Origin of the sequence: Achromobacter sp. HZ34 (genome assembly GCF_002209485.1) — a bacterium.
Classification (GTDB): Bacteria; Pseudomonadota; Gammaproteobacteria; order Burkholderiales; family Burkholderiaceae_B; genus Bordetella_C.
Genome location: NZ_NJIX01000002.1, coordinates 1,180,744 through 1,203,187, shown reverse-complemented (window position 1 = coordinate 1,203,187; position 22,444 = coordinate 1,180,744). Strand labels below are relative to the sequence as shown.

General features: G+C 65.4%; 21 protein-coding genes and 1 pseudogene. 7 read left to right on the top strand and 15 right to left on the bottom strand.

Translation table 11 applies throughout. The features are described from left to right. Window positions 1-50: 50 nt before the first annotated feature. Window positions 51-1,217, bottom strand: coding sequence for an alanine--glyoxylate aminotransferase family protein (locus CEY05_RS12095; protein WP_158219328.1), 1,167 nt, complete (start codon window positions 1,215-1,217; stop codon window positions 51-53). 196 nt (window positions 1,218-1,413) lie between these two features. Between CEY05_RS12095 and CEY05_RS12090 the strand changes: the two genes are divergently transcribed. Next, window positions 1,414-2,379 carry a LysR family transcriptional regulator gene (locus tag CEY05_RS12090; RefSeq protein WP_088600971.1) on the top strand — a complete coding sequence of 322 codons (966 nt, stop codon included), beginning with the start codon at window positions 1,414-1,416 and terminating at the stop codon, window positions 2,377-2,379. Here the strand turns inward: CEY05_RS12090 and CEY05_RS12085 are convergent, their stop codons facing one another. Further along, complete coding sequence (locus tag CEY05_RS12085) at window positions 2,380-2,811, bottom strand: PACE efflux transporter (protein ID WP_088600972.1); 432 nt, start codon at window positions 2,809-2,811, stop codon at window positions 2,380-2,382. It lies immediately after the preceding gene. 104 nt (window positions 2,812-2,915) lie between these two features. On the opposite strand from CEY05_RS12085, the gene CEY05_RS12080 reads away from it, so the two are divergent. Together CEY05_RS12080 and CEY05_RS12075 are read left to right on the top strand one after the other, a co-directional pair. Then, complete coding sequence (locus CEY05_RS12080; protein ID WP_088600973.1) at window positions 2,916-3,809, top strand: LysR family transcriptional regulator; 894 nt, start codon at window positions 2,916-2,918, stop codon at window positions 3,807-3,809. A gap of 165 nt (window positions 3,810-3,974) precedes the next feature. After that, complete coding sequence (locus tag CEY05_RS12075; protein ID WP_088600974.1) at window positions 3,975-4,364, top strand: DUF2809 domain-containing protein; 390 nt, start codon at window positions 3,975-3,977, stop codon at window positions 4,362-4,364. On the opposite strand, the pseudogene CEY05_RS12070 reads toward CEY05_RS12075, so the two are convergent. The 4 genes and pseudogenes from CEY05_RS12070 to CEY05_RS12055 all read right to left on the bottom strand — a co-directional run. Beyond that, window positions 4,365-5,066, bottom strand: a pseudogene (locus CEY05_RS12070) (TonB-dependent receptor); the annotation flags it as partial. Window positions 5,067-5,238: 172 nt separating this feature from the next. Further along, window positions 5,239-6,264 carry a ChbG/HpnK family deacetylase gene (locus CEY05_RS12065; RefSeq protein ID WP_088600976.1) on the bottom strand — a complete coding sequence of 342 codons (1,026 nt, stop codon included), beginning with the start codon at window positions 6,262-6,264 and terminating at the stop codon, window positions 5,239-5,241. Window positions 6,265-6,332: 68 nt separating this feature from the next. After that, complete coding sequence (locus CEY05_RS12060) at window positions 6,333-6,536, bottom strand: hypothetical protein (RefSeq protein ID WP_088600977.1); 204 nt, start codon at window positions 6,534-6,536, stop codon at window positions 6,333-6,335. Beyond that, window positions 6,520-6,885, bottom strand: a complete 366-nt coding sequence (locus CEY05_RS12055; protein WP_198952743.1) for a hypothetical protein — start codon at window positions 6,883-6,885, stop codon at window positions 6,520-6,522. Before CEY05_RS12055 ends, CEY05_RS12060 begins: the two co-directional genes overlap by 17 nt. Before the next feature lie 260 nt (window positions 6,886-7,145). On the opposite strand from CEY05_RS12055, the gene CEY05_RS12050 reads away from it, so the two are divergent. Further along, window positions 7,146-7,733: a MurR/RpiR family transcriptional regulator gene (locus CEY05_RS12050; RefSeq protein ID WP_088600978.1), complete on the top strand. Its 588-nt coding sequence runs from the start codon at window positions 7,146-7,148 to the stop codon at window positions 7,731-7,733. Window positions 7,734-7,753: 20 nt separating this feature from the next. On the opposite strand, the gene CEY05_RS12045 is transcribed toward CEY05_RS12050, so the two are convergent. The 4 genes from CEY05_RS12045 to CEY05_RS12030 form a co-directional block, all read right to left on the bottom strand. Next, the gene (locus tag CEY05_RS12045; RefSeq protein ID WP_088600979.1) at window positions 7,754-8,902 is read right to left on the bottom strand and encodes an MBL fold metallo-hydrolase; all 1,149 of its coding nucleotides are present in this window, start codon (window positions 8,900-8,902) and stop codon (window positions 7,754-7,756) included. 186 nt (window positions 8,903-9,088) lie between these two features. Then, window positions 9,089-10,201 (bottom strand): porin, encoded by a 1,113-nt coding sequence (locus tag CEY05_RS12040; RefSeq protein WP_088600980.1) that lies wholly within the window; start codon window positions 10,199-10,201, stop codon window positions 9,089-9,091. 102 nt (window positions 10,202-10,303) lie between these two features. Continuing rightward, entirely contained in the window at window positions 10,304-10,705 is a 402-nt protein-coding gene (locus tag CEY05_RS12035; protein WP_088600981.1) for a DoxX family protein, read from the bottom strand. 164 nt (window positions 10,706-10,869) lie between these two features. Continuing rightward, on the bottom strand, window positions 10,870-11,451 hold the full coding sequence (locus tag CEY05_RS12030) for a TetR/AcrR family transcriptional regulator (RefSeq protein WP_088600982.1): 582 nt from the start codon (window positions 11,449-11,451) through the stop codon (window positions 10,870-10,872). 186 nt (window positions 11,452-11,637) lie between these two features. Between CEY05_RS12030 and CEY05_RS12025 the strand changes: the two genes are divergently transcribed. Beyond that, complete coding sequence (locus CEY05_RS12025) at window positions 11,638-12,960, top strand: YbfB/YjiJ family MFS transporter (RefSeq protein ID WP_088600983.1); 1,323 nt, start codon at window positions 11,638-11,640, stop codon at window positions 12,958-12,960. A gap of 56 nt (window positions 12,961-13,016) precedes the next feature. On the opposite strand, the gene CEY05_RS12020 is transcribed toward CEY05_RS12025, so the two are convergent. Together CEY05_RS12020 and CEY05_RS12015 are read right to left on the bottom strand one after the other, a co-directional pair. Continuing rightward, a complete protein-coding gene (locus CEY05_RS12020; RefSeq protein ID WP_088600984.1) occupies window positions 13,017-14,102 on the bottom strand; it encodes a mandelate racemase/muconate lactonizing enzyme family protein in 1,086 nt (361 codons plus the stop codon). 112 nt (window positions 14,103-14,214) lie between these two features. Continuing rightward, window positions 14,215-15,186, bottom strand: a complete 972-nt coding sequence (locus CEY05_RS12015; protein WP_158219327.1) for a tripartite tricarboxylate transporter substrate binding protein — start codon at window positions 15,184-15,186, stop codon at window positions 14,215-14,217. 105 nt (window positions 15,187-15,291) lie between these two features. Here CEY05_RS12015 and CEY05_RS12010 point away from each other — a divergent pair, with 105 nt between their 5' ends. Continuing rightward, a complete protein-coding gene (locus tag CEY05_RS12010) occupies window positions 15,292-16,179 on the top strand; it encodes a LysR family transcriptional regulator (RefSeq protein WP_088600986.1) in 888 nt (295 codons plus the stop codon). 31 nt (window positions 16,180-16,210) lie between these two features. Here the strand turns inward: CEY05_RS12010 and CEY05_RS12005 are convergent, their stop codons facing one another. Continuing rightward, entirely contained in the window at window positions 16,211-17,197 is a 987-nt protein-coding gene (locus CEY05_RS12005; protein ID WP_158219326.1) for a tripartite tricarboxylate transporter substrate binding protein, read from the bottom strand. A gap of 204 nt (window positions 17,198-17,401) precedes the next feature. On the opposite strand from CEY05_RS12005, the gene CEY05_RS12000 reads away from it, so the two are divergent. Continuing rightward, on the top strand, window positions 17,402-18,331 hold the full coding sequence (locus tag CEY05_RS12000; protein WP_233161477.1) for a LysR family transcriptional regulator: 930 nt from the start codon (window positions 17,402-17,404) through the stop codon (window positions 18,329-18,331). Window positions 18,332-18,369: 38 nt separating this feature from the next. Here CEY05_RS12000 and CEY05_RS11995 read toward each other — a convergent pair whose 3' ends face one another. Continuing rightward, the gene (locus CEY05_RS11995) at window positions 18,370-20,082 is read right to left on the bottom strand and encodes a hydantoinase B/oxoprolinase family protein (protein ID WP_088600989.1); all 1,713 of its coding nucleotides are present in this window, start codon (window positions 20,080-20,082) and stop codon (window positions 18,370-18,372) included. A gap of 22 nt (window positions 20,083-20,104) precedes the next feature. Continuing rightward, window positions 20,105-22,156 (bottom strand): hydantoinase/oxoprolinase family protein, encoded by a 2,052-nt coding sequence (locus tag CEY05_RS11990; protein ID WP_088600990.1) that lies wholly within the window; start codon window positions 22,154-22,156, stop codon window positions 20,105-20,107. Between the last annotated feature and the right edge of the window lie 288 nt (window positions 22,157-22,444).

Below are 22,444 nucleotides of genomic sequence, written 5' to 3'. Positions count from 1 at the left end.
TTCCCCTTGTTGTGTGCGCCTTCGATGCTGCTCGCGGCGCGGTGAGACATTCACTCCAGATAAGCCTTTGCGGCAGCGACGCCCGCGCCTGCCGTCAACGCATGCCCCAGGTCAGGCAATACGTTCTCCAGATGCGCCAGGTCGGTGTAGATGGTGTCGGCGTCGATGGCGCCCATGGTGCCGATGCGTATGACCTTGCCCGACAGCCGGTTGCGCGCACCGGCAATCACTGTGCGGTGGCGTTGGTACAGCTCGCGCACGATGACCGCGCCATCCAGCGGGGCAGGCACGTCGAACACCACCACCGTGGCGGACTTGCGCTTGCCCGTGCCGAAATCGCTCAAGCCGATGGCGGCGCCGCCGGCGCGCAGGGCATTCGCCAACCGCGTGTGGCGCGCCAGCACCTGGGGCAGGCCTTCCGCGTGGATCATGTCCAGGGCTTCCAGCAGGCCGGCGACCAGGCCTACCGCCGGCGTGAAAGGCGTCTCGCCTTTCTCGGCGGAAGCCTGCGCGCGGCGGAAATCCCAATAGAACGAGGGCAGGCGGCCGCCGCCGTTGATCACGTCCCAGGCCTTGGGGCTGATGCTGGCCAGCCCCAATCCAGGCGGACACATCAAGGCCTTCTGCGACGCCGACACCAGGATGTCGACGCCCCATTCGTCCTGCTTCATCTCGATGCCGCCCAGGCCGCTGACGGAATCCACCACCAGCAGCGTGGGGCTGTTGCGCACCAATGCGCCCAGGCTGGCCAGGTCCGCCACGATGCCCGTGGAGCTTTCGTTATGCACCACCACCATGGCGCGATAGGGCTTTTCGCGCAGGCGGGCTTGCACGGCGTCGATGTCGATGTCCTCGCCCCACGGCGTGGCGATCACATCGGCCTTGGCGCCAACGGCTTGCGCGATGGTGGTGAAGCGTTCGCCGAACTGGCCATGCGTGACGATCAGGAGTTCATCGCCTGGACCCGCCACGTTGACGATGGCCGCTTCCATCATGCCGCTGCCGGATGCCGCGTAGAACAAGATGCGGTTTCTGGTGCCCAGGATGGGTTGCAGGCCGGCCTCGGCCCGCACCAGCGCGGCGCGGAATTCAGGGCCGCGGTGATTGACCACCAGCTGTGCACCGGCCTGTAACACGCGCTCGGGCACGAAGGTGGGGCCGGGCAGGCGCAGGCGGTAGCCGTCCGGCGCCAACGGTTGAATCTGAGTCGAGGACATCGGGTCGAAGCGCTCCATGGTCGGTAGGCGGGACGCCGTTTCTTGCACGGTGGATGACCGCCAGATGTCGCCAGATTCTAGGCAGGTAGGTTGATCAAAACAAATGGTTTACATCTATTGATTATTCGTTTTTTCAAATATATGCTCGGATCACCTTTTGCTTTTGTGTTCCTTGCGGACCGAGTCGACTCGCGCCATGTCTCGCCACGTCTCCTTGCGTCATCTACGCTGTTTCGTGGCAATCGCCGACACGGGGGCGTTTACGTCGGCGGCGTCGCGCATGTCGGTGACGCAGTCCTCACTGACGTCGACGATCCAGCAATTCGAGGAAGCAGTGGGCGTGCGTTTGTTCGACCGCAGCACGCGGCGCGTCACGTTGACGCAGGCGGGGGCCAGTTTCAAGGCCGAGGCTCTGCGCGTGATCGGGCAGTTCGATGGCGCCATCAGCGATCTGCAGGCGTTTTCCGATGGCCGGCAGGGGCATGTCCGCATCGCGGCCATCACGTCGGTGGTGAATTATTTCCTGGTCGACGCCATCGAGGGATTCCGCGTTGCGTATCCCGGCATCACCATTTCACTGCGCGGCGCCAGCGCGGCGGTGGTGGAACAGATGGTGGTCAACGGCGAAATCGATTTCGCGGTGGAGAGCCGGTATCGCGGTTACGAGGAACTCAGCTACACGCCGCTGTTCGAGGATCATTACGGTATCGTGTGCCGGCGCGATCATCCCTTGGCGCGAGAGCGGGGGCCTGTCGATTGGGAGGCCCTCGATCCGGCCAGCTATATCGGTTTTTCCTCCGATACAGGCATAGGCGCGTACTTGCGCGCGCATGCCGGCAAGCCGGCGCTATTCGACGCGCCGCATGATGAGATCTCCAACACCAGTGCGTTGTACTCGATGCTGAGCATCGGCAACCGTTATAGCGTGCTGCCCGCGCTGGCGGCCAGCGAACGGGACGTGGCGAAGTTCGTGTTCCGTGAATTGCGTACTCCCAGCCTGAAGCGCGAGATCTGCCTGATCACGCGGCAGCTACGGGCGCTATCCAGCGGGTCGGAACACTTCCTGCATTTCCTTTGCGACACCATGCGCGGCAAGCCCATTCCGCCGGGCGTGCGCCTGTGCGCGGTGATGCCCGACGGCGGGGATCGGCGTGCGGCTTGATTACGCCTGCGTGGAGCGGGCGCTGTCGGGCAGGCCGAATACCTTGTCGAAGCACAGGTTGTAGACGAAGGTATAGACCAGGAAAAAGACGATCAGGCCCAGGTCCAGCATGAAGGCGCTGAGCAGCGAGATGCCCATCCACCAGGCGAACAGGGGCACCAGGACGACCACCAGGCCGCCTTCGAAGCCGACGGCGTGGGCGATGCGGCGGCGGATGCTGCGGCCCTTGACGGGCTGGCGCGCTTCCCACCGTTCGAACAGGTAGTTGAAAACCAGGTTCCAGACGATCGCCACCGTGGTGGCGGCGACGGCCGCGACGCTGGCATGCGCGGCGCTCTTGTCGGAAAACACCGACAAGCCGACCGTGGTAATCGCAATCGCGATGGCTTCATAGATCGTGACGTACACGATCCGCCGTTTGATGCCCTGCATGTTTCACTCCAATGGGGCCTGAGTGGGCCCGCGTAATTCCCACACTCTATGCCAACGAACCTGATGTATAAAGTCAGGATCTTTCAATAATTCTGATAGATTACGTGGCCTTCTCATCCGATAACATCCGGATCTTCCTGGCGGTCCTGGACACCGGCTCCTTCTCCGCGGCGGCCCGGACCCTGGGCCGCGTGCCATCCGCGGTCAGCATGGCCATCGCCCAGCTGGAAGCCGAACTGGACCTGAAACTCTTCGACCGGGTGGGCCGCGAACCCCGCCCCACCGACGCGGCACGATCGCTCGAACCGCTGGCGCGGCAAATCGCCAGCCAGCTGCGCCAGCTCGACTCGCATGCCTTGTCCCTGCACCAGGGCCTGGAGCAGCGCCTGACCCTGGCCATTGCGCCCGAGTTGATGTCGACGCCATGGAGCCTGCCATTGACCGTGCTGGCGGCGGAATATCCCTCGCTCGAAGTGGAAGTGATCACCGCCCCGCAGGAAGACGCCTTGCGCATGATGCACGAGGGCAGCGTGCAACTGGCGCTGGTGTTCGAGCGCGCCCACATGGACGAGCGCGAGGCCTTCCAGGAGTTGGGCGAGGAGATCCTGGTCGCCGTGGCGGACCCCGCGAGCCATCGCGCGTGGTCGCGGCAACGTCCCTTGCAGATGGAAGACCTGATCGACCTGCGGCAGATCGTGGTCGCCAGCCGCCTGGCGGAACAGCTGGATCCGCGCTTCGCCTTGTCGCGCCACATCTGGCGCACGGACAATCACCTGGCGACGTTGCGCCTCGTGCAAGGCGGCCTGGGCTGGGCCTATCTGCCGCAAAGCCTGGTGCGCCCATTGGTCAGCGCGGGCAGCCTGGTCGAAATTCCCTTCGACAACATCACCAATGAACGCCCCCTATGGGTGGACGTGGTGTGGTCCCGCGAGCGCCCGCTGGGACTGGGCGCGCAACGCTACATCGAACTGATGCGGCAACGCGAGGAGCAGGATTAGAACCACCGCCGCGCAACACGTGCCTGGCGCTGAAGACAGGGCTGGCCGCCGGTGCGCCCCGCCGACGCAACGACGCGTATCGCCGAAGCGACGGCGATGCCCGCGATGCCCCCGGGGCCCGCGGCGTAACGCAGCCGTTCCACGCGCCGGGTTACCATCGCGCCCATGAAAATCCAGTTCAATCCGCGCGCCCTGGCCGCTGCCGTCCTGCTGTTCATCGTCCTGGTCGTCATCGCCACCGTCGGCGCGCGCTGGGGCTGGGTGCGCAGCTTCCTGGGCGACACGCTGGCGGTGATCTGGGTGTACTACGTGTTCAAGACGGTGTTGCGCGCCCCCGTGCTGCTGCTCGCCAGCCTGGCTTTCGGCGTGGGCGCCGTGGTGGAGTTCGGCCAATATCTCACGGCCCATGTGGGCTGGCGTATCCCGAACCCTGTTCTGCGCGTCGTCCTGGGCAGCACGGCCGACTGGTGGGACGTCGCGGCCTACGCCATGGGCGGCCTCGCCGTGCTGGCCATCGAACTGCCGCTGCAGCGCCGGCGCACGGCGCCGCGGTGATCAGAAGTCCACGGAGGCGGACAGCATCAGCGTCCGCGGAATGCCCTGCGAGATCGTTCCATACGAAGCCACGCCGGACCAGTAGGACCGGTTGAAGACATTCAGCACAGTCAGGCGGATCGTGGTATCGCGCCCATACACCTTGGTCGAATAACGCGCCCCCAGGTCCAGCGTCGTCCATGACGGCACGGACTGCGTATTGGCCTGGTCGACATACTGCTTGCCGGTGTAGGTCACGTTGCCGTTCAAGGACGCGCCGGGGATCCAGGGCAGATCGACCTCCGCTCCCAGGTTCGCCATGACCTTCGGCACGCCCACCGCGCGATTGCCTTCGTTGGCCGGATTCGCGGTCTGGGTGAGCTTGGCGTCGATATAGGTGACGCCGCCGACCACTCGCAGGCCCTTGAACGGTTCGCCCGAAAGATCCAATTCGACGCCGCGATTGCGCTGTTCACCGCTGGCCTCATACCGTGTACCCACCAGTTGCCCGCTGGGCTTGCGGATCTGGAAAGTGCTGAGCGTGACCATGCTGTCGCCCAGGTCGACCTTGACGCCGACTTCTTCCTGCTTGGCCTTGTAGGGCTTGAAGGCCTCGCCCGCGTTCGAGGCGGTGGCCGGTGCGATGTCGCCCTTGCTCAGGCCTTCGATGTAGTTGGCGTACAGCGATACGTTATCCCACGGCTTGACGACCAGGCCGGCCAGCAGTCTTGATTATTTGCTGGCGCATGTGCCGCCAACGTGGGGTTAGCCCCCGGGGCCGATGCCGTCGTTCATGGCTCGGAGCATGATCCGCCGGTGCTCATTGGAGTTTGACGATGGATGTCGCGACGTTGTGCGTGTGCCGCCGGGGTGGCGGTGCCGGATCAAGTTGCCGTCAAGGCCGGCGTGCCAGCCGCAGGCCTTTGCGCAGCAGCGATGCCGGGAATGAATCGTCGTTGAGCACGGTAAATTCGGCGTTGCGCTGGGCGCTGAACGCATCGTCATCGGCGCTGGCCAGGGCGGGGTGGCACATCAGCAGGTCGCCGTCGTCGGCGTTGTTCAGCCACGTGAGCAGCAGCCTGACATAGCCCGTGATGCCGCCGCGGAAGTCGTAGACTCCCAGCAGCGACCGATTCGTGTGCAGTCCGGCGACATAGGCCTGGCGCGCGAACCGATGCGCGCCGAGGGCGCCGATGATGTGGGCCTTTGCCTTGAAGGAAAAGGGCAGTCCCGCCAGCAGGCCGGGACGGGACGAACGCACCCAGGGCAGATCGTCGCCATAGCGCTGGCGCAAGATGCCAATTAGCGCTTCGCGTATTTGCGGCAGGTGATGGACGTGCTGGTGCCCGTCGACGAAATGCGGGCGATGTCCCAGCGTCGCCTCGAACGCATCGAGTTGCCGCTCGATCTGCGCGCACAGGCGCGCAAGGCTCAGTGTTCTTGCGTAGGTCCTGGCGATCAGGCGGGGCAGGGGACGCGACGTCTCCGGATGCAGACCCGGTTCGGTGAAATTCAGGTGCACGCCGACGTCCACGTCCAGCGTGTTCAGGCGGTGCGCATCCTCGCGGAAGAAAGGCGTCGTCGTCAGGCAACTGACGGCGCTCAGCCGGCCTTTGCGCGCAAGGGCCAATATTCCTTCGTTGATGGCCTTGCTCATCCCGAAGTCGTCAGCGCACACGATGATGCGCCGCGCTTGCGCGGAATTGGAACTGTCATGCCGCCGCCGGGAAAAGGGCGCCGCGCCGTTCACCGCCGAGCCTTCCGACCGGGACACATGGTCATCGTTGGCCGCGAGGTGATCATTCTGGAGCGTGTTCCAGGCGGTGTTCTCCCGCAATACGAGCAGGTGCGAAGGCGCGGGGATACGGTGCCGAACGCTGCTGGCGGCACGCGTTGCGGTCCCTCGGTCCTCAATGGGCATGGGTCTTCGGCAGGTTCCTGTTGTCGAGTTTTCGAGTGTCGCCTGCCTACAGTCGAATTTTTATGAAATCAGGATCGCGCGGCACGGATGACGGTCGTGGCGACGATGAGCAGCGCGCCCAGCAGCAACACGGCACCGCATGCCAGCGCGGGCATGCCTGCAAGCTGCACGCATGCGGTGACACCAACGAGTGCCAAGGTCGCGGCTGTAAGTAAACCGTCAGCGACGAACATGCCCAGCAGTTCCTTACCCACTTCAAGCAGCAGCTTCATGTTCTTTCCTTGCCGTGGAGCGGCGCACATAGGCGATCAGTGTCCTGGCCAGGACCAGGAAGACGAGGGCGAAGACCGGCAGGGCGAGGTCGTGGCCCCACCATTTGATACCCAGGCCTTCCCCCGTCCAGAACACGCCGAATGACGAAAGCAAGACGCCGACGAACAGCTTCAGGGTGTTCTCCGGCACGCCGCTGAGGGGCTTGCGCACCAGCAGGCCGATGACGAGGACAGCCACGCACGCGGCCAGGGCGCCCACGGCAGCGGCAAACAGCAGCCCCTGGCCCGAGCCCACCGCAATGACGATGAAGACCACTTCGAGCCCTTCCAGCAGGACCGCCTTGAACACGGGGTCGGGTTTAGGGGGAGATCGTCTGGTAGCGTACGTGACGGAAATTGAAGCATGCGTAGTGCTCACTACAGATGAGGGTGCAGGACATGGCCAGGAAGCCTTTGGATGACCGTATCGCCGAAAAGCGCGTTGCGCTTTTCTTTCAGAAGCATCGCGAGGAGGTCATGATCAGCGCCGCCGCGGCCATCGCGAAGAGGGCGGGAATTCACTGTCCAGCCGGGTAACGCGGACGGTGAAGGAATTGGGTGAGGAGCCGGATGAGGCGTTCCAGAGGACGCTGGGGGTATCTGCTGGATACGCTCATGACCTTGCGCGACCAGACCGATCATCGGGATTTCAGGCGGGTGGTGGAGCTACTCGCGACGTCAACCCGCGTCGCGGTATTCGGCATCGGTCCGTCGAACGCCATTGCGCGGTATTTTGCTGTGCAGCTTGGACGCTTCGGTTGCCAGGCCCTGAGCCTGGGGCGCACCGGCCTGTTGTTCGCCGACGACCTGCATGCGCTCAGGCCGGGAGATGCGGTGGTGGTGCTGGCTTATGACCGCGTCTATGCCGAGATCGAATTGCTGCTGGCGGAGACGAAGCGGCTGAAGATCCCCGCCGTTCTCATCACCGATAGTCTCAAGGCCAAGCTGCAGGGCAGGGTGGCGCTCACGCTTACCGTACCCAGGGGCAAGGCCAATCTGCTGGGCATGCACACCGCCACGCTCGCCTTGCTGGAAGCACTGCTGGTCGGACTGGCGGGCCAAACGTCCAGGCAGACCGTCGCCAGCCTGGACAGGCTGAACACCTTACGTGAGGCATTGGCCGGGAAGGCCTTGAGCCTGCCGACGCCGTCCGCCTAGCCGGGGACGCAGTGGGCCGCTTAGCTGTTCACCTGGTTGGCGACCTCTTTGGCCGTTTTCTTGCTCATCGCCTTGTCCACGTCGCGCCACCAGGCCGTACCGGGCTGCGGCGCGGCCAGGTCCAGGCGTTCGCCCATGCGGGGCGTCGACAGCACCACGCCGCGCGGACGGGCAATGGCCGTCACCCGTTCGAACGGATCCGTCCAGCGGTGCATGGCCAGATCGAAGGTGCCGTTGTGGATGGGCACCAGGCAGCGGCCGCGCAGGTCCATATGCGCCTGCACGGTTTCTTCCGGCCGCATGTGTACATAGGGCCACTGGGCATCATAGGCACCGGTTTCGACGAAGGTGACGTCGAAGGGCCCCAGCCTGCTGCCGATCTCGCGGAAGCCGTCGAAGTAGCCGGTATCGCCGCTGAAGAACACGCGCACGGCGCCGTCGTCGATCACCCAGGACGCCCACAGCGTGCGGTTACGGTCCAGCAGGCTGCGACCGGAAAAATGCTGCGCCGGCGTGGCGGTCAGCTTGACGCCATCCAGCGTCACACTGCTCCACCAATCGAACTGGCGTACCTGGTGCGCGGGGATGCCCCATTCGATCAGGCGGTCACCCACGCCCAGGGTGGTCAGGAAGACCTCGGTCCTGGCGGCCAGGGCCAGCACCGTGTCGCGATCGAGGTGATCGTAATGGTCGTGGGAAAGAATGACGGCACGCAGCGGCGGCAGGTCGTCCGGCGCAATGGGCGGCGCATGGAAACGGCGCGGCCCCATGGACTTGAAGGGCGACGCGCGTTCGCCGAACACCGGGTCGGTCAGCCAGAACTGGCCATGCAGCTTGAACAGCAGCGTCGAGTGCCCCAGGCGATACATGCTCTGGTCCGGCGCGGCCAGCAGTGCCGCGCGTGTCAGCGTGTCCACGGGAATGGGGCCGGCCGGCACCGTGTCCTTGGGCTTGTGCACCAGCATGTTCCACATGATGCCGAGCATCTTGCCCAAGCCTTCGGCGGGCGCCGGCGCCACATTGCGGAAGCGTTCGCCGTCATGCTGCTGCGATCCTTCGACCAGGCGCGAACGCGCGATGGCATCCAGGCCCAGCCAGCGCCGCACGGCAGTGGGAATAAGGGGACGGCGCTCTTTCCAGCACGCGCTCAATTTGCAGGTGGTCGACATGCCGGGCATTTCCTAGCGTAAGCAAGATATAGACCCCACATGCTGCCGGGTTTCTGGATTTCAAGTAAGCAGGCTGGCGGAAAAACACTATTCCACCGGGACGAACAGACTGCGCCATGGCGCACGCGCCGTTCGCCATGAGCGCAAGCCATCCGGATGGCGCCCCGTGCCTGCCGGCGCGGCCGCCTAGAAGTAGACCTTCAGCCCCAGCGCGACCGTCTGCGGGCTGGCGCCGGCGGGCACCGACAGGTCGTTGATGGCGAAATCGTACGCGGCGTTGGCGCGGTTGCGTATGCGCGAGTAGTAGCCATACAACGAGGTCCGCTTCGACAGGGGATAGTCGTAGCCGAGGGTGTACTGCACCGCGCCGGTATCGGATCCGCGCTTGATGAAGCCGACGGTCTCGTCCGCGCTACCGGTGCCGTTGGCGGCCACGCCCACGGCGCCGGTCAGCGTGCCGCCGCCCAACTGCTGCATCACGGAGACGTAATAGCCTTTGCGGGCCAGCGTCCCCGTCGCCGTTTCGTAGCGCAGCTGTTCATACAGCAGGTTGATGCGAGTCGTCGGGAACTGGTACGACACGCCGGTCTTGATGGCATCGTCGTGCGTGTTGGCAGCCTGGTAGTTGCGATGCAGCTCATAGGCCAGCACCAGGCTGAGGCCGCCGTTGGTGTATCCGCCTGACCAGGAGAACAGCTGCGGATCGCGCGGCGTGTTCATGCGTTCTTCCGGCGTGCCCCAGGAAAAGCCGGCGTCGAAGCCGTTCCGGGTGGGCGACCGGTAGTGCAGCGAATTCTTCTGGCGGCGGTCGAAGGAGCTGGTGTTCTGCACATTGTCCGTCTGCGCCGCGGACCCATTGCCGATCAGCGCCATGTATCCCGCGGTGGTGGGATAGTAGGGATCGAAGCCCATGGTCGACTCGGTATAGGCGGTGTGCCATTGGCCGAGGAAGAACGTGCCGTAGGGCGAATCGAAACCCAGGCGATTGTTGCGGCTGGCGATCTGCCCTTCGCCGTTGTTGGGCGAGATGCCGCTTTCGATCTGGAAGATGGTCGACCAGCCGTTGCCCAGCCACTCGGTTCCGCGCAAGCCGAACACGGAGCGGTTGTTGGTCATGCGGGCCAGGCCGCGGTCCGCGGAAGCGCCGCTGACCCAGCTGTATTCGACGGCGGTATTCAGGCGGCCATACAAGGTGAGGGAGCTTTGGGCCGAGGCAGGCGCGCTGGCGGTGGCAAGGAGAACGAGCGGGACGCAGGCGGCGCCGATAAAGGCGCTGCGCGTCGGGATGATACGGGACATGGCGGTACGGCAAGGATAAGCGAGCCGCGAGGATAGACGGCGCGCTTCCTGCCAGCCTATTGCACCAAGGTATGACTTGCCGGCCTTGGAGACGTGTCCTGGCTAGTTCTTGCGCGCGAAAGGCGCGACGGCTGCCACGTACAGGAAGGCGCCGCAGATCGACACGTTCTTGAAGAAGTTGTTCAGCTGGCCACTGAACGCCGCGGCGTCGGCCGCCCAGAAGCGATGCGCGATAAGCGCGGTGAGCAGCGTGTAGATGGCCATGAGGATGCTCAGGGGACGCAATTTCCAGCCAAGCACGAACAGGATGGGGCCGCCGATCTCAAGCAGGATCACCAGCGCGGTGACGACTTCCGGGACGGGAAAGCCCAGGCTGCCGAAGTAGCCCGCCGTGCCGGCAAAGGCGAACAGCTTGCGCACCCCGGCGATGAAAAACAGGAGGCCGATCAGGACGCGCGCGAACAGGGCGAGGGGAGTATTGATGGATGTGGTCTGGGTATTCATGGATAGGTCCTGGATGGATCCCACCGCCGGCCCTGGCGATGCCAGAGGCAATTCGGCAAGCGGTAAATGCGCCATCCTAATGGCGCCAGGGCGTCAGGGGAACTCAGTATTCGGAAATTGATTCTTCCAGACACTGCAACAATGAGTCGATCCGTGGTGTCGATTTATGCCGCCACCAGCAACTGTTCGATCAGCAGGTCGGCCATGGTCCGCATGCGTTTCTCGTCTTGATAGACACGTTCGATCACCACCAGACCGCGTGTCATCGTCACGAACAATTGGGCCGCCTGGCGCGGGTCCATGCGCAGCTGGCCTTTCACATCCGGGCGCGTCAGCCTGTCGTACAGGGCGCTTTCGATGTCGTCGACGAGCTCGCGTATCGCGCCCCGCAAGGTCTCGTCCAGGTCCTCGGTACCGACGGCCGTCTTCGTGCTCAGGCAGCCACGTGTGGGCAGCCCGGTCGTCATGGATTTGATGGCGAAGCCGAAGAAGCCGCGCAGCGCAGCGCGCAGGTCGGGCTTGTCCAGCGCCTCGCGCATCTGCCCGATATAGCGCTGCCGATACACCCCGAATACACGCAGGAACAGGGTCTCCTTGTCGCCGTAGGCGTTGTAGAGGGAGCCGCGCTGCACGCCTGTCGCCGCCGCCAGTTCCTGCATGGTCGTATTGGAATAGCCCTGTTTCCAGAACAGCGACAGCGCTTTGTCCAATGCGGCTTGTTCGTCGAATTGGCGGACTCCAGCCATCCATCGCTCCAGTGCGGCTAACAGGTGTGAGGGGATTCAAACATATTCTTGACACTACCGTCAAGTTTGACTAGTGTGTCAATCTTGACATTGATGTCAAAGAACCCCGGTCCTCTGACGTCATTCCCGCCGAACTCATTCCGTAGCCGCTGTTTCCCTTTGCGCTACTCACCTGGTAGATCCCCGATGACCTCCCCCACTCCTCCCCTTCCCCTGGCGCAAGTGGACCGCCTGCTGGTCTGGCGGTACATATTCGCCGGTTTGTGCGCCAGCCTGGAAAGCGTTGGCCTGGCGCGTTTCGCTTTCACGCCTTTGATTCCCGAACTGATCCATGCGGGGTGGTTCGCCCAATCCGCGGTGGTGTATCTGGGCGCGGCCAACCTGGCCGGTTATGTGGTGGGCGCGCTGGCAGGCAGGCCGATCGCCGCGCGCATGGCCAATGAACATGTGCTGCGGCTGATGATGGTGCTGATCGCGGCCGCGTTCTTTGGCTGTGCCCTGCCGCTGTCCTTCGCCTGGTACTTCGGCTGGCGTTTCCTGTCCGGCGTCGCGGGCGGCGTCGTCATGGTGCTGGTGGCGGGAACCATCCTGCCGCACGTGCCCGCCGCGCGTAAAGGCGCTGCTGGTGGAGCGATCTTCCTGGGGCTGGGCCTGGGTATCGCGGGATCCGGCACGATCATTCCCTTGCTGCTCGAACTGGGCCTGGCGCAAACCTGGATCGGGCTGGGCGTGCTGTCCCTTGTGCTGACGGCGGTCAGCTGGTTCGCCTGGCCCGCCAGTGTGCCGGCGCGCACGCCGCACTCGCAGGCGCGGCATGCGGGCCTGCCTGCGCTGGCGCCGGCACAGGCGGCGGCACCCGGAGTGGCACCCGCAGTGGCACCCGCGTCGGCGCGAGTCCCGGCAATATCGCCGCAGCCGTTCAGCCACGACGTGCGCGTGCTGTATGTGCAATACATCTTGCTGGCGGGCGCGGCGCTGCCGCACATGGTCTTCCTGGTCGACTTCATTGCACGGGGCCTGGGCCAGGGCGCGTACGTGGGATCGGTGTTCTGGGCAGTCTACGGCCTGGGCGCCATCGCCGGGCCGCCGCTATATGGCTACCTGGCCGACCGGCTGGGCCCTCGCGTCACGATTCGCATCGTGACGGTGGCGATAGTCTTGGATCTGCTCGGCTTCTATGTCGTCGATAACCTGGTGGCACTGGGCGTGCTGACCGTGATCGTGGGGACGTTCGCTCCCGGCATCGTGCCCTTGGTGCTGGCGCGGGCCCACGAGCTGGTGCCTCATGGTGCCGCGCGGCAAAGCCTGGTGTGGACACGTCTCAGCGTCATGTCCGCTTCCGGCCTGGCCATCTCCGCGTATGGATTCTCCGCCTTGTTCAATGCCTCGGGCGGCCATCACCGGGTACTGTTTCTCGTCGCTGCGCTGATGATGCTCACGGTGTTGCTGTTGGAAGCGGCAGGCAAGCGTAGCTCCGATACCGCCGTGAGCAGTGTCGATCCGGCTTGAGCCACGTGCTGATGCGCCGCGCGGCGCTGGATAGCGTGGAACTGCACCGCGCGGCCCTACACCGCGTAGCGCTTCACCGCCGCCGCGTCGAAGCTGTAGCCCCAACCCGGCGCCGTGGGAACCGCTACGCGGCCTTCCGCATCCGGCGTGGGGGCGGCGCCGTAAAGCGGCGCGAACCAGGGCATGTGTTCCACGATCAGCGCGTTGGGCAGCGCTGCCGCCAGGGAGATGCTCATTTCCGTGAATAAGTGAGGCGAGATGCGCACCCCATGGACATCGGCCAGATGCGCGACCTTGAGGAATTCCGTGGGCCCACCCATGCGCTGGAGGTCGGGCATCAGGATGTCGGCGGACTGCTGGCGCAGCATCTCCAGCATGCCGTGGCGCGCATATTCGCTTTCACCGCTGGCGATGGGCGTATCCAGCGCCGCGGCCACCACGGCTTCCGCGGCATGGTCGTGATACGGCACCGGCTCTTCGATCCACGCCAGTTCGAATTCCTCCAGGCGCCGTCCCAGCCGGATCGCGCGGTCGGCGGTGAACTGCTGGTTGCAGTCGGCCATGAGCTTCACTTCCGCGCCTATGACCTGGCGCACCGCGCGCACGCGCTCCACGTCTTCGTGCAGCGAGGCCTTGCCCAAGGACATTTTCATGGCGCGATAGCCTTGCTGCAGGAAGGCCTGGGCCTCGTCCTGCAACTGGTCGATGGAAGACGACAGGCGCAGCCCGCCGCTACGATAGATGGGCAGCGATTCATGGCACGCGCCGATCAGATGGCTGACGTTCAGGCCCGCCTGCTTGCCGCGCAGGTCCCACAAGGCCATGTCGATACCCGACAGGCCGACGACGGTGGCGCCGCGGTGGCCCAGGAAAGCGATATCGGCCCAGGCGCGGCTCCAGAAGGCGCCGCTCATGCGTGGATCCAGCCCAAGGACCAGCGGTTCCAGGCTGCGCAGCATGGCGTGCAGCATCGCCAGACGGTGGCCGTTGAGGGTAAAGACCATGCCTTCGCCCGTCAGTCCGTCGTCCGTTTTCAGGCTCACCAGGATGCAGTCTGCTGACTTGATGACGATGCGCGCGCTGGGAATGGGCGTGGGCAGGGGAATGCTGACGACCTTCAGGTCGAGTTCGGTGATTTTCATGGTGGGCTGGGTCTGGGGCGTTTATGCGGTGGGGAGTCTGGCCGAGCCGCCAGGCGGCTGTCCGCTGGTTATTCCGCAGCTATGCAGTGGCTCTGCCGCGGCTATTCGGTAGTCATTCGGGCTGCACGCCGGCGTTGTGCAGGATGGGGCCCCAATAGGCGATATCCGCCTGCACGGCCTGGCCGAAGGCAGCGTTGCTGCGGCCGTCGGCGATTTCGCCCAGGCTCTCGATGCGCTGGCGGATTTCCGGCAACTGGATGACGGCGGACAGCGCCTCGCCCAATTTGCGGGCGACCGGCTCCGGTGTGCCGGCCGGTGCGAATATGCCCTTCCACGCCACCATCTCGAAGTTCGGCAAGCCCAGGTCCGCCACCGGCTTGACCCCGGGCAGTGCAGGGATCTCCGTCTTGCTGGTGACGGCCAGGGCCTTGACCTTGCCGGCCTTGATCAGCGGCTCCGCCACGGGGATGACTTCGAATGCCATGTCCAGGCGCTTGCCGATGACGTCGGTCAGTACATTCGGGCTGCCCTTGTAGGCGATCTGGCGCATATGGGTTTGCGTCAGGCTGCTGAAAAGAACGGCGGACATGTGTTGGAAGCTGCCGTTGCCGCTGGTGCCATAGGTCAGCGTGTCGGGCGGGGCGGCCTTCAATCCCTGGATGACATCCTGCACCGAATTGAATTTGCTGTCGGGCGGTACGACCAGCACACAGGGACCGCGCGACACCATGGCCAAGGGCACGAAGTCCTTGCGCGGGTCGTAAGGCAACTGCTTGTAGACGAACAGATTGGTGACATTGGTCGTCGTGTTGCCGGCGAGCAGGGTGTAGCCGTCGGGCTTGGCGCGCGCCGCCATGGCCGCGCCGACCATGCCCGATACGCCGGCGCGATTTTCGATCAGGACAGGCTGGCCCAGCTTCTGGGCGAGCAGCGGCGAAATGATGCGCACGAGGGTATCCACACCGCCGCCGGCGGAGTAGGGCACCACGATGGTGATGGGATGATCGGGAAAGCTGGCGGCCGCTGCCGCCGTTGTCGCGGTGGCGACGAGCAATGCTGCCAGCGTGTGGGACAGAATGCGCATTTTTTTATCTCCTCCATGAAGCCAGCGCATTATGTCGCCGCGTCCGGGGCGCCCGGGCGGTATATATTCGATATCAGATATGCCGATTCTCGATGAGGCGAAGCCATGGATCTCAAACAGCTTCAGTACTTCGCGGCGCTGGCGGATGGCGGCAGCTTTACGCGCGCCGCGGTTTCCCTGGGGCTGTCCCAGTCGACGCTGAGCCGCCAGGTGGGCTTGCTGGAAGCCAGCGTCGGACATCGCCTGCTGGTGCGCACGGGCCATGGCGCCAGCCTGACCGAGGCCGGCGAGGTCTTGCTGGAACATGCCCGTGGCATGCTGGCGGCCGCCGAGAAGGCGCGGGGCGCCTTGCGTGACCTGCATAGCAATCCCTCCGGCACGCTGGCGGTGGGGCTGCCATCGCAGGTGGCCTTGGCGCAGGGCGCGCAAATGGTGGCACGGATGCGGGGACGCCTGCCGCGCGCGCTGGTGGCGATTTCCGAAGGCATCAGCCTGCATCTGCGCGAATTGCTGATCGAAGGGCGCCTGGATGTGGCGTTGCTGTATGACCCGCCGCATTCCCCACGGCTGGCATACCGCGCGCTGTCGCGCGAGGCGTTCATGCTGGTGGGGCCCGCCAATGCGCCCGCGCTGCCCAAGCGTGTAACGCTGCGCGCATTGGCGGGATATCCCATGATCCTGCCGGGACGGGCCAATGCCATACGGTCCCAGGTCGACGCGGCGCTGGCGCCGCGCGGCATCCAGCTCAACGTGGTGGCGGAGGCGGGCGTGGTGCTGACCATGCTGCGCCTGGTGGCGGATGGCCTGGGCTATACCCTGGTGCCGGCCAGCATGCTGATACATGACAGCACGCGGCCGCTGCTGCAGGCCGCGCAGGTAGGGCCGCCGGTGATCTATAACCGCCTGGTCCTGGCCACGCCCAAGGCGCGGCCCGAGACCAAGGTGCTGCGGCAATTCCTGGACGTGGTGCGGGAACTGTATCCCCGCTCCTAGCCCCCGCAGTCAGCCTTCGCGGTCAGCCCCATCATTGCGGCTCGAACCCCGAGATCTCCACCACGTGCTTCCACTTGGCATAGTCGGTGCGCATCTGCTGCGACAACTGGGCCGGGCCGGTTCCGGCGACCTGTATGCCTTGCTGCAGCAGGAATGCCTTCATGTCGGGACGCTGCAACACGTGGTCGATGCGGTCGGCGATGCGTTGCTGCATGTCCGGCTGCAGGCCGGCCGGGCCATAGATGGCAAACCAGATGATGGCCTCGAAATTCTTGATGCCCAGTTCATCCACGGTGGGCACGTCGGGCATCAGCGGCGAGCGCGTCAGCGACGTTACCGCCAGGGCCCGCATGCGGCCGTTCTTGACCGGTTCGAGCGACGTCATGATGACGTCCAGCATCATGTCCACATGGCCGCCCAGCGCATCGACCAGGGCCGGTCCGCTGCCCTTGTAGGGGATGTGGTTGAGCTTGATGCCGGCCTCGGCGGCGAAATACTCCGCGCCGAGATGGCTGGACGTGCCCGGACCACCGGACGCGTACGTGATGCGGCCCGGCTTGGCCTTGGCCAGCGCGATGAATTCCGGCAAGGTCTTGGCCGGCACCTGCGGGTTGACCACGATCAGGTCCGGAATGGTGCCTATCATCGTGACCGGCGTGAAGTCCTTGAAGATGTCATAGGGCAGGGACTTGAAGACGCTGGGATGCATGGCATGGGTGGAGATGGTGCCGATCATCAGGGTATACCCGTCAGGCTTCTGCCGCGTGATCCACGACGCACCCACCAGGCCGCCGCCGCCCACGCGATTCTCCACGATCATGGGGTGGCCGGTTTCCTTGCCCAGCTCGTCGGCCACCCGCCGCATCACGAGATCCGTGGACCCGCCCACCGCGAACGGCACGATGAAATGTACGGGTTTATCCGGCCATTGCGCCGCCGATTCCTGCGCCACGGCGCTTGCCGTACAGAGCGATGCGGCCAGCGCCAGCATCATGCCCAGTTTTCCCCTTGTGCTCATAGTGAGATCCTTCCCATTGAGTCGTAGTAAAAAGACAGCGGGCCCGGTACACACCTGCTCGTTTACCTGCAGCCCTGGATGCGAGCCCGTTCCGGCGGGCGCCTGCTCCCGGGGACATGGTACGAACATCCGGGGACGCGCCCTACATAGTGCGACTTATGGACCTATAGACCAGACACGATGCAGTCCGTGGACTTACACCTCTTGCCTCACTTCGACGCGCTGATCTCCCAGCGCAGCGTTTCCAAAGCCGCCGCCCAGCTAGGGATTACCCAGCCCGCCATGAGTTCGGCCCTGAGCCGGCTGCGCCACCTGTTCGGCGATCCGCTGCTGATACGCCACGGCAACACGCTGCAGCCCACCGAACGCGCCATGCATCTGCACCGCGAATTCAAGCCCTTGCTCGAAGCCTGGCGCAGCGAGACCGTCGCCGGCACGGACTTCGACCCGGCCGACGCCCACAAGAGCTACCAGATCTACGCCAGCGACTACATCCAGTTCATCGCGCTGCCGGGCCTGGTGGCACGCCTGCGCGCGGTCGCGCCGCACATCCGCCTGCGCATCCTGCCGCCTACGCCGCACGGGGGCCAGGACATGCTGACGCAGAATCACATCGAGCTCTACATCGGCCACTATCCGAATCCGCCGGACAGCCTGCGCGCCAGTTTCCTGTTCGAGGAAAGCGCCTGTTGCCTGGTGCGCGCCGGCCATCCCTTGCTGGCGCGGCCCTGGAACGTGGATACCTTCCTCGACTACGAGCACATGGACGCCGTGGGCCATGCCGGCTACTTCAACATCCAGCTGGATGCCGCCCTGACCGAACAGGGGCGGCGCCGCCGCGTCGCCATGATGCTGTCCAGTTACCTGGCCGTGCCCTTCGTCCTGCGCGATTCGGACCTCATCGCCACCTTGCCCGCCAGCATGGCCGGCGCACTGGCGCCCTTGAGCGGAACGGTGGTCCTGCCGGCACCCTTGCCGCTGCCCCGCTTGCGCATCTCCATGTTCTGGCACGAGCGCCACCAGACCGATGCGGCGCACGCCTGGTTACGGCGCTTCATCCTGCAGGAAGCGGAAGCACTGGCCGATGCGCACGGGACGCCGCGGCCGCGGGGAGGCGCCGCGCCGGGAGCGTGACGCGGCGCAGCGGCTTGACCGCTTCACCGCTTCACCGCTTAACTGCGCTGCAGGTCGCGCAGTTGCGTCGCATAGTGGGCCTGCGCCCACTCCGGCGTCACCACCTGGTCCGCCAGGTCGCCGGCGACGTCAGTGGCGCTGCGTTCCGAGGCGGCCCCCAGGCCGCCGCCGCCCGACGTCTCCATGCGCACACTTTGGCCCGCCAGCAAGGTGAGCGCCGCAGGCTTGGACGGCAGCGCCCGCACCGTGCCATCGGCTTCGCGCAATTCCAGACGCGCACGCCGACCCGGCCCGGCGCCCAGCGCGCCAGAAGCCTCGCCCACCGTATGCGAATCGGCCCGCGCCGTGAACACGATGCCGTCCACCAGGCTGCGGATCTGCCGTGCCAGGCCCATGCCGCCGCGCTGGCGCCCGGCGCCGCCGGAGTCCTGCACGTACGCGTATTCATCGACACGCAGCGGGTATTCGTTTTCCAAGGCCTCCACCGGCAGGTTGGAAGAGTTGGTCATGTGCACGTGGATGCCGTCCATGCCATCGGCGTCGGCCGTCGCGCCGGAACCGCCGCCGATGGATTCCAGGTAGACGAACTCGCCCGCGCGGCCCCGGTTGCCGCCGGAGAACACGATGGCCGGGCAGACGTCGTTGCCGGCGCCCATCACCCGGCTTTCCGGCAGCACGCCGCGGAAGGCGCCGAAGATGGCACCCGCCACCTTCTGCGCCGTCAGCGAACGCGCGCCCACGGCGGCCGGGTGGTTCGGATTGACGATGCTGCCCGCGGGCAGGATGATTTCCAGCGGTTCGAACAGGCCTTCGTTGGCGGCCAGCGCGGGATCGAGCAGGGCCTTGACCGCGTAGTAGACGCACGCGTTCAGCGCATTCACCGGCAGGTTCATGGCGCCGCGCGCCTGCGGCCCCGTACCGGTGAAATCGAAGACCAGGCGGTCTGGCAGCACGGTGACCGAGACGCGTACCGGCACCGGTGCGCCATCGCCCAGGCCGTCGTCGTCCAGCCAGTTCTCGAATTGGTAGGTGCCCTGTTTCAGGCCGGCGATGCGCATGCGCAGGCGATTGCGGGTGTAGGTGATGACGTCGTCCACCGCGGCCAGGGTTTTCTCCAGGCCCATCTGCGCGATCAGCCCCTGCACGGCGGCGGCGCCGCGCGCGTTGGTGGCGATCTGTACTTTCAGGTCCAGCGCGCGCTCTTCGGGATCGCGGGTGTTATTGGCGATGAGATTGAGCAGGTCCTCGTCCAGCACGCCCGTCCGCATGATGCGTATCACAGGCAGGCGCAGGCCCTCGGCGAAGATGGACCGCAGGTTGCCGGCGATCGAACCGGCCACTACGCCGCCGAAATCCGAGTGATGGCCCACGTTGGCGGCGAAGAACACCAGCCTGCCGTCATGGAAGACCGGCGTCACCAGGTTGACGTCGGGCAGGTGGCTGCCGGCGGCCAGGTAGGGGTCGTTGCAGATGAAGACATCGCCCTCATGGATTCCGTCCGCGCCGTAGCGGGCCAGCACGCTGGTGACGGCACCGTTGAGCGAACCCAGGTGCAGCGGAATCTGGGTGCCCTGGACCACCAGGCGTCCGCGCGCGTCGAACAGCGCGACGGAGCAGTCCTTGCGTTCCTTGATGTTGGTCGAGAACGAGGAACGCACCAGCGTGTTGTTCATGTCCTCGGTGATCGACAGCAGGCGGTTGTTGAAGACCTCCATCTCGATGGGGTCGCGCACGGCTTCCGGTTGATACATTTCTGTCCCCTGCGAGGATGGTTCAAGCAATAGTGATGATGAGGTTGCCGTAGGCGTCCACGGTCATGTCGTGACCGGGTTCCAGCACCGTGGTGGAACTCATCTCTTCGATGACGGCGGGTCCCAGGATGCGCGCGCCGGGCGCCAGGCTGGCGCGGTGATACACGGGCGACGGCAGCCAGCCGTGGCCTTCACCGAACCAGATGTCGCGCTGGCCACGCGATGGGGTCGTGCCGGCCCCGTCGCCCTTGATTTCCATGGGAGCCAGCGGCGCCTTGGTAATCGTGCCGATCGCCTTCATGCGGCAGTTGATGATTTCGATGGGACGCGACGGCACGTCGTAGCCATACTCCTTGCGATGCGCATCATGGAAGTCGGCGACGAAGCGGGCCAGGGCGGCTTCATCCAGCCGGCCCTCGACAGGTACCTGGACCTCGAAGTTCTGGCCCACGTAACGGGCGTCGATCTGGCGCTGGTAGCGGCGCTGTTCTGTCGCCACCTGTTCCTCGTCCAGCCAGCGGTCGGCGGCTTCATGCAAGGCCTCGAAGCGCGTCAGCACGCGGGGCCAGTTCTCCGCGCTGACCAGGGAAATATCGCTGGCGACGAAGTCGAAGGAAATATCGGTCAGCAGGATGCCGCGCGCGCACATATTGCCCGGCTCCTGCGGCACGATCACGGTGGCGATGCCGCATTCGCGCGCCACGCCCAGCGCATGCAGCGGACCGGCGCCGCCGAAGGCGATCAGCGCGAAATTCGCCAGGTCGTAGCCGCGCTCGGTGGACACGGCGCGGATGGCGCGGCTCATATTGGCATTGGCAATACGGATCACGCCCTCGGCCGCCGCTTCCAGGCTCAAGCCCAGCTTGTCGGCCACCTGTTCGCGCAGGGCCCGCTTGGCGGCGTCGGCGTGGATGGGCATCTTGCCGTCCAGCACGGCGACAGGATTCAAGCGATGAAGCGAGATCTGCGCATCGGTAATGGTCGGCTGCTGGCCGCCACGGCCGTAACCCACCGGGCCGGGCACCGCGCCGGCGCTTTCCGGGCCCACCTTCAGGGAGCCGGCGTCGTCCATCCAGGTCAGGCTGCCGCCGCCCGCGCCGATGACGTGGATGTCCACCATGGGCGTCTTCACCGGATAGCCGGCCACGCTGCGGCTGGCGCTGAACATGGCCTGGCCGTCGGCGATCAGCGAGACGTCGGTGCTGGTGCCGCCGACGTCGAAGGTCACCAGGTTGGGATAGCCGATCACGCGGCCCAGGGTCGCCGCGCCGACGACACCGGCGGCGGGGCCGGACAGGCAGGTCTTGACCGGGAAGCGGCGCACCGCCTCGACCGACATCAGGCCGCCGTTGGAATGGATGGTGTAGGGCTCGTGGCGAACGCCGGCGTCCTTGACGCGAGCCAGGAAATTGCCCAGGTAGCTCTCCATGCGCGGGCCCACCTTGGCATTGAGGACCGTGGTGGAAAAGCGCTCGTACTCGCGGAATTCCGGCAGCACTTCACTGGACAGGCAGATGTAGGCGTCGGGCAGGATCTCGCGCACGATGGCGCGGGTGCGCTGTTCGTGGTCGGGATTGCGGTAGGAATGCAGGTAGCAGATGGCGATGGCTTCGACGCCGTCGGCCTTCAGTTCCTCGGCGGCGCGGCGCACGTCGTCCTCGTCCAGCGCTTCCAGTACGGTGCCCGCCGCGTCGACACGCTCGCGCACTTCCTTGCGCCAGCGGCGCGGTGCCAGCGCCGGCGGCTTGCGCACGCCGTAGTCGAAATTATGCGGCCGCGTCTGGCGGCCGATGTCCAGGATGTCGCGAAAGCCGCGGGTGGTGATCAGGGCGCAGCGCGCGCCCTTGCCCTCGATGACCAGATTGGTGGCCACCGTGGTGCCGTGGCCGATATGGCGGATGCCGGCCGGGTCCAGCCGGTTGTCGGCCATCAGCTCGACCACGCCGCGGTGGATCGCCTCGGACGGATCGTGCGGCGTGGACGGCACCTTGTGGAAGATCGTACGGCCGCTTTCGCCGTGCACCAGTACCAGGTCGGTAAACGTACCGCCCACATCGACGCCTATTCTGTACATGCGTGATTCCCGTTTCCAGATTCCCGCTTCAGCAGGGGATTGAAGATGGACAAATGGTAGGGAGACGGCCCGGGGGGCGCCAGACGAGGCGGTTCTATGGGGGCATATAGTCCTGTTTATGGGCGGACGGCGTTACGGCTTATGGGCGGGCGCTGGCGCATATTGCTGAGCATCGTTGCGGCTTTTATGCCACGTCGAATGGCGGGCGCGGCAAGACCGTACCGCCAAATCGCATGTAACCGCCTATTTCTGCGAAAATCGCGAGTCGGCGAATTTCGGTCCCCCAGA

Excerpts from the sequence above, each read along its gene's own strand:
- CEY05_RS12085 (WP_088600972.1), bottom strand. The coding sequence starts at position 2,811 with ATGCAGGGCATCAAACGGCGGATCGTGTACGTCACGATCTATGAAGCC.
- CEY05_RS12020 (WP_088600984.1), bottom strand. The coding sequence starts at position 14,102 with ATGAAAATCACCGAACTCGACCTGAAGGTCGTCAGCATTCCCCTGCCC.
- CEY05_RS12015 (WP_158219327.1), bottom strand. The coding sequence starts at position 15,186 with ATGCGCATTCTGTCCCACACGCTGGCAGCATTGCTCGTCGCCACCGCG.
- CEY05_RS12075 (WP_088600974.1), top strand. The coding sequence starts at position 3,975 with ATGAAAATCCAGTTCAATCCGCGCGCCCTGGCCGCTGCCGTCCTGCTG.
- CEY05_RS12065 (WP_088600976.1), bottom strand. The coding sequence starts at position 6,264 with ATGCCCATTGAGGACCGAGGGACCGCAACGCGTGCCGCCAGCAGCGTT.
- CEY05_RS12095 (WP_158219328.1), bottom strand. The coding sequence starts at position 1,217 with ATGTCCTCGACTCAGATTCAACCGTTGGCGCCGGACGGCTACCGCCTG.
- CEY05_RS11995 (WP_088600989.1), bottom strand. The coding sequence starts at position 20,082 with ATGTATCAACCGGAAGCCGTGCGCGACCCCATCGAGATGGAGGTCTTC.
- CEY05_RS12040 (WP_088600980.1), bottom strand. The coding sequence starts at position 10,201 with ATGTCCCGTATCATCCCGACGCGCAGCGCCTTTATCGGCGCCGCCTGC.
- CEY05_RS12025 (WP_088600983.1), top strand. The coding sequence starts at position 11,638 with ATGACCTCCCCCACTCCTCCCCTTCCCCTGGCGCAAGTGGACCGCCTG.
- CEY05_RS11990 (WP_088600990.1), bottom strand. The coding sequence starts at position 22,156 with ATGTACAGAATAGGCGTCGATGTGGGCGGTACGTTTACCGACCTGGTA.
- CEY05_RS12045 (WP_088600979.1), bottom strand. The coding sequence starts at position 8,902 with ATGTCGACCACCTGCAAATTGAGCGCGTGCTGGAAAGAGCGCCGTCCC.
- CEY05_RS12090 (WP_088600971.1), top strand. The coding sequence starts at position 1,414 with ATGTCTCGCCACGTCTCCTTGCGTCATCTACGCTGTTTCGTGGCAATC.
- CEY05_RS12060 (WP_088600977.1), bottom strand. The coding sequence starts at position 6,536 with ATGAAGCTGCTGCTTGAAGTGGGTAAGGAACTGCTGGGCATGTTCGTC.
- CEY05_RS12005 (WP_158219326.1), bottom strand. The coding sequence starts at position 17,197 with ATGAGCACAAGGGGAAAACTGGGCATGATGCTGGCGCTGGCCGCATCG.
- CEY05_RS12010 (WP_088600986.1), top strand. The coding sequence starts at position 15,292 with ATGGATCTCAAACAGCTTCAGTACTTCGCGGCGCTGGCGGATGGCGGC.
- CEY05_RS12035 (WP_088600981.1), bottom strand. The coding sequence starts at position 10,705 with ATGAATACCCAGACCACATCCATCAATACTCCCCTCGCCCTGTTCGCG.
- CEY05_RS12030 (WP_088600982.1), bottom strand. The coding sequence starts at position 11,451 with ATGGCTGGAGTCCGCCAATTCGACGAACAAGCCGCATTGGACAAAGCG.
- CEY05_RS12050 (WP_088600978.1), top strand. The coding sequence starts at position 7,146 with ATGAGGCGTTCCAGAGGACGCTGGGGGTATCTGCTGGATACGCTCATG.